Below are 14592 nucleotides of genomic sequence, written 5' to 3'. Positions count from 1 at the left end.
TGATATGCGGGAGCAGGGGCAAGGTCCAGATTGCGTCAGCCGTTGGCGGCAATCGCCTTGGGTTCGTCCTGCGACGGCTCGGGATCGCGCAGCACGTAGCCACGGCCCCAGACGGTTTCGATGTAATTGTCGTCACCCGTGGCCTCGGACAGTTTCTTGCGAAGCTTGCAGATGAAAACGTCGATGATCTTCAGCTCCGGCTCGTCCATGCCACCATAAAGATGGTTCAGGAACATTTCCTTGGTCAGGGTGGTGCCCTTGCGCAAGGAGAGCAGTTCCAGCATCTGGTATTCTTTGCCGGTCAAATGCACGGCCTTGCCGCCGACCTCGACCGTCTTGGCATCCAGATTGACGGACACCTTGCCGGTGCGGATGACCGATTGGGAATGGCCCTTGGAGCGGCGGATGATCGCGTGGATGCGCGCCACGAGCTCATCGCGATGGAACGGCTTGGTCATGTAGTCGTCTGCGCCAAAACCGAAACCCTTGATCTTGCTCTGGGTGTCGTCCTCGCCGGTGAGGATCAGGATCGGTGTTTCGATCCGGGCCACGCGCAGCTGTCGCAGAACCTCGTGCCCGTTCATGTCAGGCAGGTTGAGATCCAGCAGGATCAGATCGTAATCGTACAGCTTGGCAAGATCGATCCCCTCCTCCCCCATGTCGGTGGAATACACGTTCAGGTTGGCATGGCTGAGCATCAGCTCGATGCTTTTCGAGGTCGTGGGATCGTCTTCCACCAAAAGGATGCGCATAAGAAGTCTCCGGGTAACAGCTCTGGTCTTACAGAAAGGTGATCGAAAAAGGTTAACGCGTCGTTACCATAAATCTTTTCCCGGATGAGTAAAATCACGAGTCAGCGAAATTTCTGGACCCGGGTCACCTTCAGCGCCTCTTCGCCATGCTGAGTCGCCGCCTTCACCCATTCATGCAATTCCTCGTCGCTGAGCCCGTAGCGCTCAAGCGCCTGATCTTCGGTCAAAAGCCCGAATTGCACCGCCTTCACCACCGCGGCCTTGCGCGAGGCAACCCAACGGCGGGTATCCGCCGGCGGCAAATCCGCCCGTGTCATCGTGCTGCCATCGGGAAGCTTGACGGCACGCGGGCCATCCACCTTTTTCAGATACATCGGGAACACTCCAAACGTCTTGTTGGAGGCCATCAAGCCATGCCCGCATTAACACGGCCTAAAACCGCCCCTTGAGAGTATCTCGCATTTTCCTATATTCCGGGCATTCCACGGAGACATGCCATGCCCCTCGACCCCAGCCCGCTGAACTCGCTGGGCTTTCCCAAGCCGCCCTCGGAAACCCGAGTCGTCGTCGCCATGTCCGGCGGCGTCGACAGTTCGGTTGTCGCCGCACAACTGAAGGATGAGGGATACGACGTGGTTGGCGTCACGCTGCAGCTCTACGACCACGGCGCGGCGCTGGCGAAAAAGGGCGCGTGCTGTGCCGGGATCGACATCCACGACGCCCGCCGTGTGGCCGAGGAAATGGGCTTTCCCCATTACGTCTTGGACTACGAAAACATCTTTCAGGAAGCGGTGATCGAAGAGTTCGCCGACAGCTATCTGGGCGGCGCGACGCCGGTGCCCTGCATCCGCTGCAACGAGCGGGTGAAATTCAAGGATCTCCTTGAAACCGCTAAGGATTTGGAGGCCGATTGCATGGCGACCGGCCATTATATCCAGCGCAAGATGGGCGCGCAGGGGCCGGAATTGCACAGTGCCGAAGACGCGAATCGCGATCAGTCCTATTTCCTGTTTTCGACCACGCCCGAGCAATTGGACTACCTGCGCTTTCCGCTCGGTCACCTGCCCTCCAAGGATGCGACCCGGGAATTGGCGGCGAAATACGGGCTGGCCGTGGCGGACAAGCCCGACAGCCAAGACATTTGCTTTGTCCCCGACGGCAATTACGCCAAGGTGATCGAAAAGCTGCGTCCCGGGGCTGCGGAACCGGGCGAGATCGTGCACGCAGACGGGCGTGTTCTGGGCACGCATCAGGGCGTGATCCATTATACGATTGGCCAGCGTCGGGGTCTTGGGATCGGCGGCCTGTCAGAGCCGCTTTATGTCGTGCGGCTGGATGTGGACACGCGCCAAGTGGTTGTTGGCCCAAAAGAAATGCTGGCCACCCGCACTATCCCCGTGCGCGAGATCAACTGGCTGGGCGACACGCCCTTCACCTCGCAAAAGGAATGGCATCTGTCGGTCAAGGTGCGGTCCACCCGCCCCCCGCGAGAGGCGATTATACGGCCCTTGTCCGAGACCACGGCAGAGGTCGAATTGTTGACCCCGGAAGAAGGGGTCAGCCCCGGTCAGGCCTGCGTGTTTTACGATCCGGACAGCAGCCGGATCTTTGGCGGCGGCTGGATCTGGCGCGGGTATTGAAACCGCATCGGAAACAAATTGTCGCACGTATGGATACAGAAAACGGCCCCACGGGGCCGTTTCTCGTTCCGATTGCGGGCGGCTGAACCACTCAACCGGGCGATTCGCTGGTGAAAAACGTTCATCCGCGGGTCCGCAAACCCCGGCTGCGACCGCCCGATCAACGTTTTCTCAACGCATCGATTCGCCTGTTACGCCCGCCCCAGCGCCAGAACCGCGTTCAGCCCGCCAAAGGCGAAGGCATTCGACAGCACCACATCGACCTCGGCCTCGCGCGCCACGTTCGGCACCACATCCAGCGCACATTCCGGGTCCGGTTCCTCGTAATTGATCGTCGGCGCGATCACCCCGTCGCGCAGCGCCATGATGCAGGCCAGCAGCTCGACTGCGCCGGTGCCGCCGATCAGGTGGCCATGCATGGACTTCGTCGAGGATATCATCAGCCGGTCCGCATGGGCGCCGAACGCATCCGACACGGCGGCGCATTCGGTCTTGTCATTGGCGGCGGTGCCGGTGCCATGGGCGTTGATATAGCCCACACGCTCAAGCGCGATCCCGCCATCGCGCAGCGCCCCAGTGATGGCCCGCGCCGCCCCCTGCTTCGACGGCATGACGATGTCGGCGGCATCCGACGTCATGGCAAAGCCCTTGACCTCGCACAAGATTTCCGCACCGCGGGCGCGCGCATGGTCATATTCCTCGAAGACGAAAACCCCCGCCCCTTCGCCCTGCACCATGCCGTTGCGGGTCGCGCTGAAGGGGCGGCAGCCGTCGCGCGACATGACGCGCAGCCCTTCCCACGCCTTGACCCCGCCGAAACACAGCATCGATTCCGACCCGCCCGTGACCATCACATCGCACATGCCCGACCGGATCATGTGGAAGGCCTGCCCCATGGCGTGATTCGAACTGGCGCAAGCGGTTGCCACGGTGAAGGACGGCCCGCGCAAATTGAATTCCATGCTCACATGGCTGGCGGCGGCGTTGTTCATCAGCTTGGGCACGACGAAGGGATGGACGCGATTCTTGCCCTCTTCGTAGACGACCCGGTAATTTTCGTCCTGCGTGGTCAGCCCGCCGCCCGAGGTGCCCAGCACAACGCCCGACCGTTCCGACAACTGATCGGTGAAGCTGAGCCCCGATTGCGCCACCGCCTCGCGCGCGGCGACCAGCGTGAACTGCGTGAAGCGGTCATAAAGCGACAATTGCTGGCGGTTGAAGACGGCCTCGGGCTCGAATCCCTTGATCTGCCCGCCGATGCGGATCTGAAGCCGTTCTACGTCTCGGAATTCAAGCCCGGATATGCCACAGCGGCCTTCGCGCATGGCGTCGAGGGTGGCGGGCACATTCTGTCCCAACGGGTTGATCGTGCCCGCGCCGGTGATGACGACACGCTTCACGTCTGCTCTGCCACCAGTTTCTCGATGCCTTCGACGATGCGGGCGACCGAGGAGATGTCGAAATCGGATTGTTCGGGGGCGTTGGCATTGAACGGCACGGAGATGTCGAACCGTTCCTCGATGGCAAAGATCGATTCGACCAAGCCCAGCGAGTCGATGCCGAGGCTTTCAGGGGTCGAGTCCATCGTGACGTCCGAGGGTTCCAGCATGGCCTGTTCGGCGATGATCTCGATGATCTGTTGCTTGATGTCCATCTGTTGGGGTCCCACCTACCTGATCTGCCTAGGATTTAGTCGCTGCCGACCAGTTTTGAAACGGCTTTCTTGAGCTCGGCGACGTCGCGGAACAGGCGCGGCAGGCGGCGCAGGCCCTTGTAGCTTTCGATATGGCTGTCCATCTTCATCGCCGGATAGCCAAGCATCACGCGGCCCTCCGGAACGTTGGACAGGACCATCGTGCCGCCGCCAAGGATGACGCGGTCGCCGATCTGGAGATTGTCGGAAATGCCCGCGCAACCGCCCACCACCACGTTCCGTCCCAGAACGCTGGAGCCAGCGATCGCGGCACCCGCGCAGATCATGCTGTCGCGTCCGATGCGGACGTTGTGGCCGATCTGCACGAGGTTGTCGATCTTGACGCCGTCCCCGACAAAGGTGTCGCGCACCGTGCCCCGGTCGACGCAGGCATTGCAGCCCATCTCGACGTCATCGCCCACGCTCACCGCACCAAGGCTGGCGATCCGCGCCCAAGGCTGCGCGCTGTCGGCGCTCTCGCCCCCGAGCGTGGCCCGCGCCTTTTCGACGCCCGAGGGCTCGGGCGTGACGAAGGAAAACCCGTCGCCGCCCACAATCGCGCCGGGATGGGCGATGAAACGCGCGCCGATCGCGACACGCGCCATCAGTCGCACGCCCGCGTGCAGTACCGCCCCCGCGCCCAGCCGGACATCCTGCCCAACGAAGCAGTGCGGACCGATCACGGCACCGTCGCCGATCCGCGCCCCGGCGGCGACGACGGCCAAGGGTCCGATGCTGACATCATCACCGATCATCGCTGAGGGGTCGATCACCGCCGACGGGTGCACGCCAGCCCCGTAGCCCTGCCCCGGATCCATCATCGCCGACAGGCCCGACAGGGCGAAACGCGGGCGCGGTGCGAGGATCGCCCCCTTCAGCCCGTAGCCCTGCCAGTCGGCCCCCTGCCACATCATCGCCGCCTGCGCACCGCCCGAGGGCAGGCCCTCGGCGAAATCGGGCCGCATCGCCAGCGCAAGGTCGCGCGCCCCCGCCGAGGCCGGTTCGGCAACCGCCGTGATCGGCAGGCTGCCATCGCCCTCTACCGGCAGACCAAGGGCCCGGGCGATCTCGGCAAGCGTATGGGTCATGCGGCTCTCCTTCTTTGGGTCCGGATGTAGGGCCATCGGGCGGCCATCACAACCGCCCACATGACGGCGCCGCTGCGAGAGCTCGCACCGGGCGCATACGGTATATAAATGTCGATGAGGTGACGACCGGGGGCAAGGCGCTTCGAAGCGCCTTGAACAAGCGCCTTCGAAGGCGCTTGACTCGCCCGGTCGGAGATGTGGGAGTCAAGGCCTTTCGAAAGGCCTTGCCCCGCTGCTCAGCTGTTGCCCGCGCGGAAGACCACGCCTTCGCGCTGCAACGCGCGCCACAACTGGCCATCGCGCTCGTAGACATCGTTGCGATAGTTCATCTGACCCTTGGCCGAGGTGAAGGCCGTCCGGTAGATCAGGTGAACCGGCACCGGCTCGACGAGATCGACCTGCGTCTCCTGCCGCGTGTTCAGGATCGAGTGGAAATACCCCTCGGGGTCCGACGTCTGTTTGGCCAGCAGCGCGTAGGCAAAGTCATGCGGATCGTCGAGACGCACGCAACCATGGCTGAAGGTCCGCACTTCGCGCGCGAACAGGTGCTGCGACGGCGTGTCATGCAGGTAGATATTGTACTTGTTCGGGAACATGAACTTCACCGAGCCAAGCGCATTCTTCGGGCCCGGGGGCTGGCGCATGTTGAACGGGAAGTTACGGCCCGAATATTGCGAGAAGCCGATGCTGCGCGGCACCACGCGCCCGCTGGCATCCACGACCTCCAGATGGCCCGCCGCATAGGGGTTGGCGCGCATCGCGGGCAGGTATTCGCTGGCGATGATCGAACGCGGCACCCACCACGATGGGTTGATGACCATATGTTCCATCACGTCCGAGAATTCTGGCGTCTCATGCGTGGGGCGATGCTGGCCGATCACCGACTTGGTCTGGAAGGTCAGCTTGCCGTCATCGAAGATCTGCGCGTGGAAGTTGACGAGGTTCACCTTGACGTGACGCTGGCCCAGCCCTTCGGGCAGGTTCAGCCAGCGTTCGCGTTCCATCGCGACCATGATCGATTGAAGCCGGGTCTCGGGCGCGGTGTTGATCGCCGTCATGGTGTTGCCACCGGCGATCCCGTCTTGTTCGAGCCCCATATCCTCCTGCAACTCGCGCACGGCGGCTTCGATCGCACCATCATAGGTCTGTGTCAGCGACGGCTGAAGGTAGCCCATCGCGGTCAGCCGGTTGCGCAGCGCAACCACGCTGTTGCCACTGTCACCGGGGCGCAGGCTGGAGGCCGGCACCTTCTGGCCCCAGCCCCCACGGGCGATGCGATGTTCCAGCTTCAGCTTTGCCCGCAGCAGGCGGGCATATTCCGGGCTCGACGGCGGCAGCGAGCGCATCACCGCGCGCGGGTCCTCGGAGACCAGACGTGTCAGCAATTCATTGGCGTTGCGTCGCGGCAGCACGCGCTTGATGCCATCGACGATTTTGCCCGGTTCCAGCACGCCCGATTGAATGTCATGAGCGAATTCCAGGTAGGTGCGGGTCAGCTCCAGCTCCAGCAAGCCGCGATCGCGGCCGGTGCGGGCCTGCGCCATGCGGGACTTGAGCGTGGCGGCGTCGAACTTGCCGCGCGGCAGACCGTGATCGTCGGCCATGGCAAAGGCTTCGATCAGCGCAAGACGCCGGGCGCGGTCCTCATCCGAGCCGCTGGTCCAGATCGGTTCAAAATTCCGAGCGCGGTAAAAGGTGCCGATCCCCTCGTCCTCACCGACGGATTCGGCGACCGCCTGCTTGAATGCGGTCACTTTCAGCAGCGCCGCGTTCCCGGCATTCGGCCCGGATTGGGCAAAGCCCGCCTGCCCAAGCGACAGCACACTGACGGCGACCGCCGACATCAGGGCCCGGCGCGCGCTGTCGTGAAATCTCTTCTTCATGCAAAAAACCCTTTTCTCGCGCGTGGTATTGACGTCATTAGACTTTGTATTCAACGGCCTGCTCCTGTCCACTCACTTTCTCGCAAGGGGTGCGACGATGCGGCCACGGGCGCGCGCGCCACAGTTGGCCGATCATTGAGCAGGAACTTGCGCATTTCCCCTTGATTGTCGCAAGCGGTCCGAAATCTTGCTTTTTTGGTAACACGATTCGTGGCATAGAAGTTCCGACATCTGGGGAAAGATGGCAGGGCGCACCTGCCCCGACGCGGGACACACCGCACGGGATGGGGCGCATTCGACAGCCGCGCTGAGCAGTGCGGCAAACAGGTAAACAGCGACCACGGGACAGGTCTCTCATGACTGATACACTCTCGGGCGGCTTCACACGCCGCGGCTTGCTTGGCGCATTCGCCGCGACCGCACTCACCGCCGCCCCGACCTATTCGAACGCCGCAGGCTTCCTGCGCGGTGCCGGTGACGTGCGCCGGATCCGCATGTATTCCGGCCGGACCGGCGAACGCATCGACATGATTTACTGGATCGAGGGCGAATATATCGCCGACGCGGTCAAGGAAATCACGTATTTCATGCGCGACTGGCGCAACAACCAGGTGCTGAACATCGACACCCGGACGCTGGACATCATGACAGCGGCCCACAACCTGATGGATGTGAGCGAACCCTACATGCTCATCTCGGGCTATCGCAGCCCGCAGACGAACGCCATGCTCCGCTCGCGTTCGAGCGGCGTGGCCAAGAATTCCCGCCACCTGCGGGGGCAAGCGGCAGATCTTCGCCTGTCGTCGCGCTCGGTCAACCAGATGGCCAAGGCGGCGGTCGCCTGCAGTGGCGGCGGCGTCGGACGCTATTCGAAGTCGAACTTCGTCCACATGGATTGCGGCCCCGTCCGTACTTGGGGCGGTTGAAACAGCCCCCGGCAACAGACCGAGACTATGGTAAAGCGTCCCTTGCGGGGCGCTTTTTTGATTTGCACGGCGCCTGATCGCGCCATTTCATGCAGGGCCACCCTCTGGCGGGGTTTCTTCGGCACCGTGCGATCTGGGGAACTGCACGCGGCCCGGGCCCACGGGTCTTTTGCCAGAAATCCCGACAGAGACCCAGTCAGGTATACCTGACGATATCGGCGTAACGCGCCGCCGCTCAATGGGTTCCGGAGAATTGAAGATTTTTTCACACAGGTTTCCGCGCCCGCGCGCCGAAACCACCTCGCCCCGACCAAGGCGCATGCAGGACCTTGGTAACACGTCCAAAAAACTGGAGGGGGGGGTGAAGTGGCGCGGTTGACGGGGCTCGAACCCGCGACCCCCGGCGTGACAGGCCGGTACTCTAACCAACTGAGCTACAACCGCGCTTTTCACATCAAGACCAGATCAGGACAGCAGCGGTGGCGCGGTTGACGGGGCTCGAACCCGCGACCCCCGGCGTGACAGGCCGGTACTCTAACCAACTGAGCTACAACCGCTCGCTGCTGTTCCAGACCGTATCGGCCTTGGCGTGAGGGGGCTTTTATGGGCCACGGCCGACCCCGTCAAGCGCTTTCGACAGACAAAATTCGGCATTTTTTTCCGTCGGCCAAAACCGGCGTGATCGAATCGACACGCAAGCTTGGGCGAATCCTTAACAGTTGGGGGAATCGGTTGAACATCAACGCGGTAGAAAGGTCATGTGGCACATACTGCTTGCCTGACCTGCCCATGGATTATCCAATGCCTGTTTTCTGCCGCCGGACATTTCTGTCCGCTTCCACCGCTGCGCTTGCCCTTCCTTTCGCCTCCGAAGCCTCGGCCGCACCGACCATTTCCTTGCCAGCGGATGTCGCGCAGCGCGACGCGGCCACGGTCATGGCGATCCGCACCCCGTCCCCCGTGGTGGCGATGACCTTCGACGATGGGCCACATCCAAGATTGACGCCGGTGCTGCTGGACATGCTCAAGGCCCGCGGGCTCCGGGCGAGCTTTTACCTGATCGGCAACCGGGTGGTGAATTGGCCCGACCTCGTGCGGCGGATCGCCGACGAGGGGCACGAGATCGGCAACCATTCATGGTCGCATCCCAACCTCGCGAAGTATTCCGATGCCGCGGTGCTCGACCAGATCGACCGGACCTCGAATGCGATCTTCAAGATCACCGGGCGCCCGCCGGTGACCTTCCGCCCGCCCTACGGCGCGTTCAGCCGGCGTCAGCGCCTGATGCTGTACGAGGCCCGCAATCTGCCGACGATCCTGTGGTCCGTCGATCCGCAGGACTGGCGCCGCCCCGGCGCCAGCGTCGTCGCCAATCGCATCATCAGCGGCGCGCGATCCGGGTCCATCATCCTCGGCCACGACATCCAGTCGGGCACGGTCAAGGCGATGCCGTCTACCTTCGACACGCTGACAACACGGGGGCTGAAATTCCTGCCGATCAGCCAGATGATGGGCTGGCCGCTATGGCAAAGCCGTCGGTTCCGCCGCGTGAGCCGCCCCGGCTGAGCGCGCCTTCCCCGACCGACCGCTACCTGGCGCCCGAGTGGCGCCGGATTGCAGGCGGATGTCGTCCAGTTGCGCCGCGATCAGCATGAGGCGCGTCACCGGCATGGCGTCTGCGCGATGCGCCATCAAGTAGGCCGCGCGTTCGATCAAGGCACTGGCGGTGCTCAGCGCGATCTCGGGCGCCGCACCCCCCTGCGTGTCATTCAGGCACGCGACGAGTTCCGCGCCGAGCCGCAAGAGCGCATCGTCGCCGGTGGCACCGGAGGTCGACAAGATATCAGGAGAATGGAAGGTCGGCTGGGACACCAAGCGTCGTCTTTCAATGGATGCGCGCGTCGCGCGGGAAAAAGGTTATCCGCGCATTATATCACTGGGCAACGCTCCACTCATAGGAGAAAGAGTCCATGGATATTAGACCTTTGCGAGAATGACACAGAGATTTCGCGTCATCCGCCCACACTTCGATCAATTGCCCAGTGCGATTCGTGCCGGTCTGTACCCAGCTTGGTGCTGACCGCCCTGCCCCGGCTGAGGCCTTGCCCCGGCTTAGCGGGCTTGCTAGGCCCTGAACACCTGATGGAGACCCGCATGACCGACATCCCAGAGCAGACCCCCGACATGATCCGTTTCGGATGGGAGGAATGGGTGTCGCTACCCGACTTGGGCCTTCCGGCGCTGCGCGCCAAGGTCGACACCGGCGCGCGCACCTCTGCCCTGCATGCATTCGACATCGAGACCTTCGGCCCGTCGAGCGCGCCGAAGGTGCGCTTTACCGTGCATCCGGTCCCGGGGCGCGAGGATCTGGTGATCCCCTGCTCGGCCCGCATCGTCGACCGCCGCACCGTGACCTCGTCCAATGGCGAAAGCGAGCAACGCTACGTCATCGCCTCGACCCTGCGCGTGGGCGAGGAAAGCTGGCGGATCGAACTGACACTGACGGATCGTTCGTCGATGACCTCGCGGATGCTGCTGGGGCGCGAGGCGCTGAAGGATCACATCACCATCGTCGCCACGGACCGATTCCAGCAGCCGCGCCTGTCCTATGACGTCTACAACACCGCGCGCGTCCGGCAGGCCGCGCCGAACCGCTCACTGCGGGTGGCGGTTCTGTCGCGCGAGGACAATTATTCGACCCGGCGGCTGGTCGAAGAGGGCGAGGCGCGCGGCCACACGGTCGAGGTGATCGACACCACCCGCTGCTACATGGCGATCAATTCCCTGTCTCCCGAGGTGCATTATGATGGCAAGCGCCTGCCCCGCTACGACGCGGTGATTCCGCGCATCGGCGCGTCCATTACCAGCTACGGCACCGCCGTGATCCGCCAGTTCGAGACGATCGGCGTGTTCTGCGTCAACGGTTCGGACGGGATCGGTGCGTCGCGCGACAAACTCTTCGCCCACCAGCTGATGGCGCGGCACAAGATCGGCATGCCCAACACGGCCTTTGCCGCCTCACCCAAGGATACGGATTCGCTGATGCGGCTGGTGGGCACGGCGCCATTGATCGTGAAGCTGCTGGAATCGACGCAGGGCAAGGGCGTGGTTCTGGCCGAGACGAAAAAGGCTGCTGCCTCGGTCATCGACGCCTTTCGCGGGCTCAAGGCGAATTTCCTCGTGCAGGATTTCGTCAAGGAATCGGCGGGCGAGGACATTCGCTGTCTGGTGGTCGGCGGCAAGGTCGTGGCCTCGATGAAACGCACCGGGGCGGAGGGCGATTTCCGCTCCAACCTGCATCGCGGGGGGTCGGCGACCTCGGTGCGCATCTCGAAGGAAGAGCGCGACACGGCGCTGCGCGCCGCGCGGGCGTTTAAGTTGAACCTCGCCGGGGTCGATCTGTTGCGGTCCGAAACCGGGCCCAAGGTGCTGGAGGTCAACTCCTCGCCGGGGCTCGAGGGGATCGAGACCGCGACGCACAAGAACATCGCCGAGAAGCTTTACGAGCATATCGAGTCCAAGGTCCGCCCCGCCCCAGTGCGCGGCCGCATCAAGGCCGAGGACTGACCGCAAAGCCGGGGGCAAGGCGCTTCGAAGCGCCTTGGATCAAGCGCCTTGCAAGGCGCTTGGGACGCGTCTTCGAAGACGCGTGGCACAAGGCCCTTCGAAGGGCCTTGCCCCCGCCCCCACCCAAGCGCAGTTTTCGCCTTGCGGGCTTTACCCCTCCCCTCCGTTATCCTATATAATCTCTCAGGATTTCGCGAAGAGGACATCATGACCGAACAGAGCCCCCAGCTCGAAGGTGCACCGCTGATTGCGCCCTCCAGCACCGACCACCCGCTCTACGACTCCGTGGTCGAGGCGTGCCGCACGGTCTACGACCCGGAAATTCCCGTAAATATCTACGATCTCGGACTGGTCTACACGATCGACATTTCCGAGGGCGGCGAGGTGCGGGTCATCATGACCCTGACTGCGCCCGGCTGCCCCGTGGCTGGCGAAATGCCCGGCTGGCTGGCCGAGGCGATCGGCCCGGTTCCCGGCGTCAGCCATGTCGACGTGGAAATCACGTGGGACCCGCCTTGGGGCATGGACATGATGTCCGACGAGGCGCGGTTGGAATTGGGCTTCATGTGACGCAAGCGCATTTGCTTGCGCACTTGGTATCGCGTTGATATCGTCGTGGCATGCGCCTTGCCGTCCTGACTGGAACATTGCTGTGCCCGACGGGCTGGACCGCCTCCGAAAGGGAGGCGGCGATGCTGGCGGTGACCCATGCGGCAAAAGGGATTGCGGGCTGGGATGCGGCGGTCAGCGCCTTTGGCCGACGCGACACGCAAGGTTGGCAGCTTGCCATGGCGCAACCCCTGCACGCCCTCAGGGCTGCGCTGTACGTGCAGGCCGCGCTGCGGCGGCTGGACAAGCGGCTTGGCAGCTGTATCGCACTGGCCGTGTCCAAGGGCGTTCTGCCGGACGGCCCGACGCCGCGGCTCGACCGGGGCCATGGCCCGGCCTTCACCCGCTCGGCGGCGCTGCTGGCGACGTTGGGACCGCAGCGGCGCATGGCCCATGCCCGTGGTGGCGCGCAACACGCGGCCTTCGTCCTTGCGGACCACGTCGCGCGCGGGTGGACGCAGGCTCAGGCCCGCGCAGTGGCGGAGCACCTGCCACCCGGTGCCGGACCGACGTCAGAGACCGCCACGCGACTGGGCATCAGCCGCCAAGCCGTGGATCAAGCGCTTTCTGCGGCGGGTTTTCCCGCGCTCGACGCCGCGCTGACCGCCTGGGAGGCGATCTGACGACGCGGCCATCTTGAGATCATCCCCCACAGCGCCTAGATTGAGGGCGAGGCAAAGAGGTATCCCATGTTCAGCATTCCCGGACAGGCCCCGGTCACCATCACCCCCGCTGCGATCACCCAGATTCGCAAGCTCATGACGCGCGACGGCCGCTTCGGTCTCAAGATCGGCGTCAAGAAGGGCGGCTGCGCGGGGATGGAATACACGATGGATTACGTCGACGACGCCGAGGCCAATGACGAAGTCGTGGAACAGGACGGCGCGCGGGTGCTGATCGCGCCCATGGCGCAGATGTTCCTGTTCGGTACCGAAATCGATTATGAAACCTCGCTGCTGGAGTCCGGCTTCAAGTTCCGCAATCCGAACGTGGTCGATGCCTGCGGCTGCGGCGAGTCGATCAAGTTCAAGGATCTCGATGAGCTGGAGGCAGAGCGCAGCGGGTCCGGCGGCTGACATGATCCCGGTCCTAGTGGCGGCGGTGTGCCTTGGGCAAATGGTTTTTACGTCGGTTCAGGCGCAGGCACGATACGCGGACAAAGCCCGGCTGCCGATGAGCTTTGCGCCAAATGGCACCGTCCTGTGGTGGGCCCCTCGGGCCTTAGCCTTGTGGTTCATGCCGGGACTGGCGGCGATCATCGTGCTGCCGATGCTGGCCCTGACCTTGTATGAGCCGGACACATTTGCAGGGCTGTTGGTCGCCTGTTTCAGCATGATCGGCGGACAGGCCTTTTATCACCTGCTCATTTCGCTCACGGTGTGACGTGGGCGAGTCAGGCCTCGGTCTGTCTGCGCGGATCTGAAGAACGGGAAGCCAGATGGCCATCACTGCCGAGGACATCGCCTATGCCACCGATCTGTTCGGCGGTTTGGGCGAGTTGACCACCCGCAAGATGATGGGCGGGTTGTGCCTGTACCACGACGGCACGATCTTTGCGATCATCCACGGCGATATGGGGTTGATGATCAAGGGGGCCGGTGGGTTTGTCGACACGCTGGAGCAGATGGGCTGCACGCGCTGGACCTATACCCGCAAGGACGGCAAATCCGCCGCCATGCCCTATTGGACCCTGCCGCCAGAGGCGCAGGACGATCCCGAAGAGGCGGTGGCGCTGGCCCGCGAGGCGCTGCGCCACCTGTAGGATCAGGCGGCCTGTGACAGCAGGCGGTCGTCCAAGGCCCCCGCCGCCGCGAGGCTTGGATGTGCATTGCACCGCGCCAGCCAGTCCGGGATCGGCCCCTCGTCCGGCACGAGATGCCGGAACCAGTTGAAGGGCGAGGCGATCAGCATATCCGCCGCCGTGTAGTCCGCGCCCAGCAGGTGGTCGCGATCCGCCAAGGCCGTTTCGATCACGCGCATCGCCTCCGGCACACCGCGAAAGGTGGAGGTCAGGACAGGATGGTCGATCTTTGCGACGTCCAGCACCAGAACCGGTTCCAGAACGTACCCATACCACGCCATCCACGACAGGAACGCGCCGTGCTGCGGCGTGCCCACCGGTGGCGCAAGCCCGGCATCCGGGAACAGGGTCGTGAGATGCGTCATGATCGCACCGGTCTCGCGGATCGCGACCCCGTCATGGACCAGCAGCGGCACTTTGCCTTCGGGGTGCGGATTCGCCGGATCGACCCGCCCGGATCCATCGACCCGCGCCACGTCGGTCAGCGTGATCTCGACGTCCTTCTCGGCGCCAAGCGCATGGATCAGTTGGACAACGCGCGTGGAGCGGCTGCGGGGGGCATGGCAGAGCGTCAGCATCGAAAGTCTCCTTTGTCTATGCCGTCACCCTGCCCTGACCTCCTGACAGTTTTCG

17 protein-coding genes and 2 tRNA genes are annotated in these 14592 nt (G+C 63.7%); 9 read left to right on the top strand and 10 right to left on the bottom strand.

Annotated elements, in window-relative coordinates; genetic code table 11:
- Nucleotides 1–35: 35 nt before the first annotated feature.
- Complete coding sequence (gene ctrA, locus D8Z78_RS08450; protein WP_121629740.1) at nucleotides 36–752, bottom strand: response regulator transcription factor CtrA; 717 nt, start codon at nucleotides 750–752, stop codon at nucleotides 36–38.
- Nucleotides 753–853: 101 nt separating this feature from the next.
- Nucleotides 854–1126 carry a CtrA inhibitor SciP gene (gene sciP, locus D8Z78_RS08445; RefSeq protein WP_121629741.1) on the bottom strand — a complete coding sequence of 91 codons (273 nt, stop codon included), beginning with the start codon at nucleotides 1124–1126 and terminating at the stop codon, nucleotides 854–856.
- Nucleotides 1127–1249: 123 nt separating this feature from the next.
- On the opposite strand from sciP, the gene mnmA reads away from it, so the two are divergent.
- Nucleotides 1250–2392 carry a tRNA 2-thiouridine(34) synthase MnmA gene (gene mnmA, locus D8Z78_RS08440; protein ID WP_121629742.1) on the top strand — a complete coding sequence of 381 codons (1143 nt, stop codon included), beginning with the start codon at nucleotides 1250–1252 and terminating at the stop codon, nucleotides 2390–2392.
- A 191-nt stretch (nucleotides 2393–2583) separates the two neighbouring features.
- On the opposite strand, the gene D8Z78_RS08435 is transcribed toward mnmA, so the two are convergent.
- The 4 genes from D8Z78_RS08435 to D8Z78_RS08420 form a co-directional block, all read right to left on the bottom strand.
- Nucleotides 2584–3792 (bottom strand): beta-ketoacyl-[acyl-carrier-protein] synthase family protein, encoded by a 1209-nt coding sequence (locus D8Z78_RS08435; RefSeq protein WP_121629743.1) that lies wholly within the window; start codon nucleotides 3790–3792, stop codon nucleotides 2584–2586.
- Nucleotides 3789–4046: an acyl carrier protein gene (locus D8Z78_RS08430; protein WP_121629744.1), complete on the bottom strand. Its 258-nt coding sequence runs from the start codon at nucleotides 4044–4046 to the stop codon at nucleotides 3789–3791. Before D8Z78_RS08430 ends, D8Z78_RS08435 begins: the two co-directional genes overlap by 4 nt.
- Before the next feature lie 35 nt (nucleotides 4047–4081).
- Nucleotides 4082–5173 carry a UDP-3-O-(3-hydroxymyristoyl)glucosamine N-acyltransferase gene (gene lpxD / locus D8Z78_RS08425; RefSeq protein WP_121629745.1) on the bottom strand — a complete coding sequence of 364 codons (1092 nt, stop codon included), beginning with the start codon at nucleotides 5171–5173 and terminating at the stop codon, nucleotides 4082–4084.
- Nucleotides 5174–5409: 236 nt separating this feature from the next.
- Nucleotides 5410–7056, bottom strand: coding sequence for a L,D-transpeptidase family protein (locus tag D8Z78_RS08420; RefSeq protein WP_240672052.1), 1647 nt, complete (start codon nucleotides 7054–7056; stop codon nucleotides 5410–5412).
- Between the two features lie 356 nt (nucleotides 7057–7412).
- Between D8Z78_RS08420 and mepK the strand changes: the two genes are divergently transcribed.
- Nucleotides 7413–7982 carry a peptidoglycan L,D-endopeptidase MepK gene (gene mepK / locus D8Z78_RS08415; protein ID WP_121629746.1) on the top strand — a complete coding sequence of 190 codons (570 nt, stop codon included), beginning with the start codon at nucleotides 7413–7415 and terminating at the stop codon, nucleotides 7980–7982.
- A 367-nt stretch (nucleotides 7983–8349) separates the two neighbouring features.
- Here the strand turns inward: mepK and D8Z78_RS08410 are convergent.
- Both D8Z78_RS08410 and D8Z78_RS08405 read right to left on the bottom strand, forming a co-directional pair.
- Nucleotides 8350–8426, bottom strand: a tRNA-Asp gene (locus tag D8Z78_RS08410).
- A gap of 36 nt (nucleotides 8427–8462) precedes the next feature.
- Nucleotides 8463–8539, bottom strand: a tRNA-Asp gene (locus tag D8Z78_RS08405).
- A 244-nt stretch (nucleotides 8540–8783) separates the two neighbouring features.
- Here D8Z78_RS08405 and D8Z78_RS08400 point away from each other — a divergent pair.
- Nucleotides 8784–9548: a polysaccharide deacetylase family protein gene (locus tag D8Z78_RS08400; protein ID WP_121629871.1), complete on the top strand. Its 765-nt coding sequence runs from the start codon at nucleotides 8784–8786 to the stop codon at nucleotides 9546–9548.
- Here the strand turns inward: D8Z78_RS08400 and D8Z78_RS08395 are convergent.
- Nucleotides 9504–9854, bottom strand: coding sequence for a hypothetical protein (locus tag D8Z78_RS08395; protein ID WP_128910753.1), 351 nt, complete (start codon nucleotides 9852–9854; stop codon nucleotides 9504–9506). The two genes, D8Z78_RS08400 and D8Z78_RS08395, sit on opposite strands and share 45 nt — an antisense overlap.
- Before the next feature lie 282 nt (nucleotides 9855–10136).
- On the opposite strand from D8Z78_RS08395, the gene rimK reads away from it, so the two are divergent.
- The 6 genes from rimK (at nucleotide 10137) to D8Z78_RS08365 (ending at nucleotide 13920) form a co-directional block, all read left to right on the top strand.
- Nucleotides 10137–11549, top strand: coding sequence for a 30S ribosomal protein S6--L-glutamate ligase (gene rimK / locus D8Z78_RS08390; RefSeq protein ID WP_121629872.1), 1413 nt, complete (start codon nucleotides 10137–10139; stop codon nucleotides 11547–11549).
- 207 nt (nucleotides 11550–11756) lie between these two features.
- Nucleotides 11757–12119: an SUF system Fe-S cluster assembly protein gene (locus D8Z78_RS08385; RefSeq protein WP_121629748.1), complete on the top strand. Its 363-nt coding sequence runs from the start codon at nucleotides 11757–11759 to the stop codon at nucleotides 12117–12119.
- Between the two features lie 50 nt (nucleotides 12120–12169).
- Nucleotides 12170–12781 (top strand): hypothetical protein, encoded by a 612-nt coding sequence (locus tag D8Z78_RS08380; protein WP_128910752.1) that lies wholly within the window; start codon nucleotides 12170–12172, stop codon nucleotides 12779–12781.
- A 66-nt stretch (nucleotides 12782–12847) separates the two neighbouring features.
- Entirely contained in the window at nucleotides 12848–13234 is a 387-nt protein-coding gene (locus D8Z78_RS08375) for a HesB/IscA family protein (protein ID WP_121629750.1), read from the top strand.
- A 1-nt stretch (nucleotide 13235) separates the two neighbouring features.
- Entirely contained in the window at nucleotides 13236–13541 is a 306-nt protein-coding gene (locus D8Z78_RS08370; protein ID WP_128910751.1) for a hypothetical protein, read from the top strand.
- A 55-nt stretch (nucleotides 13542–13596) separates the two neighbouring features.
- Nucleotides 13597–13920, top strand: a complete 324-nt coding sequence (locus D8Z78_RS08365; RefSeq protein WP_121629752.1) for a TfoX/Sxy family protein — start codon at nucleotides 13597–13599, stop codon at nucleotides 13918–13920.
- Nucleotides 13921–13922: 2 nt separating this feature from the next.
- Here the strand turns inward: D8Z78_RS08365 and D8Z78_RS08360 are convergent, their stop codons facing one another.
- Nucleotides 13923–14537 (bottom strand): glutathione S-transferase family protein, encoded by a 615-nt coding sequence (locus tag D8Z78_RS08360; protein ID WP_121629753.1) that lies wholly within the window; start codon nucleotides 14535–14537, stop codon nucleotides 13923–13925.
- Nucleotides 14538–14592: the final 55 nt, after the last annotated feature.

It is taken from the genome of Tropicibacter alexandrii, from assembly GCF_003667315.2.
In the GTDB taxonomy this organism is placed as follows: Bacteria; Pseudomonadota; Alphaproteobacteria; order Rhodobacterales; family Rhodobacteraceae; genus Tropicibacter; species Tropicibacter alexandrii.
The sequence above is the reverse complement of the archived record's forward strand: the minus strand, read 5'-3'. Positions and strand labels throughout refer to the sequence as shown.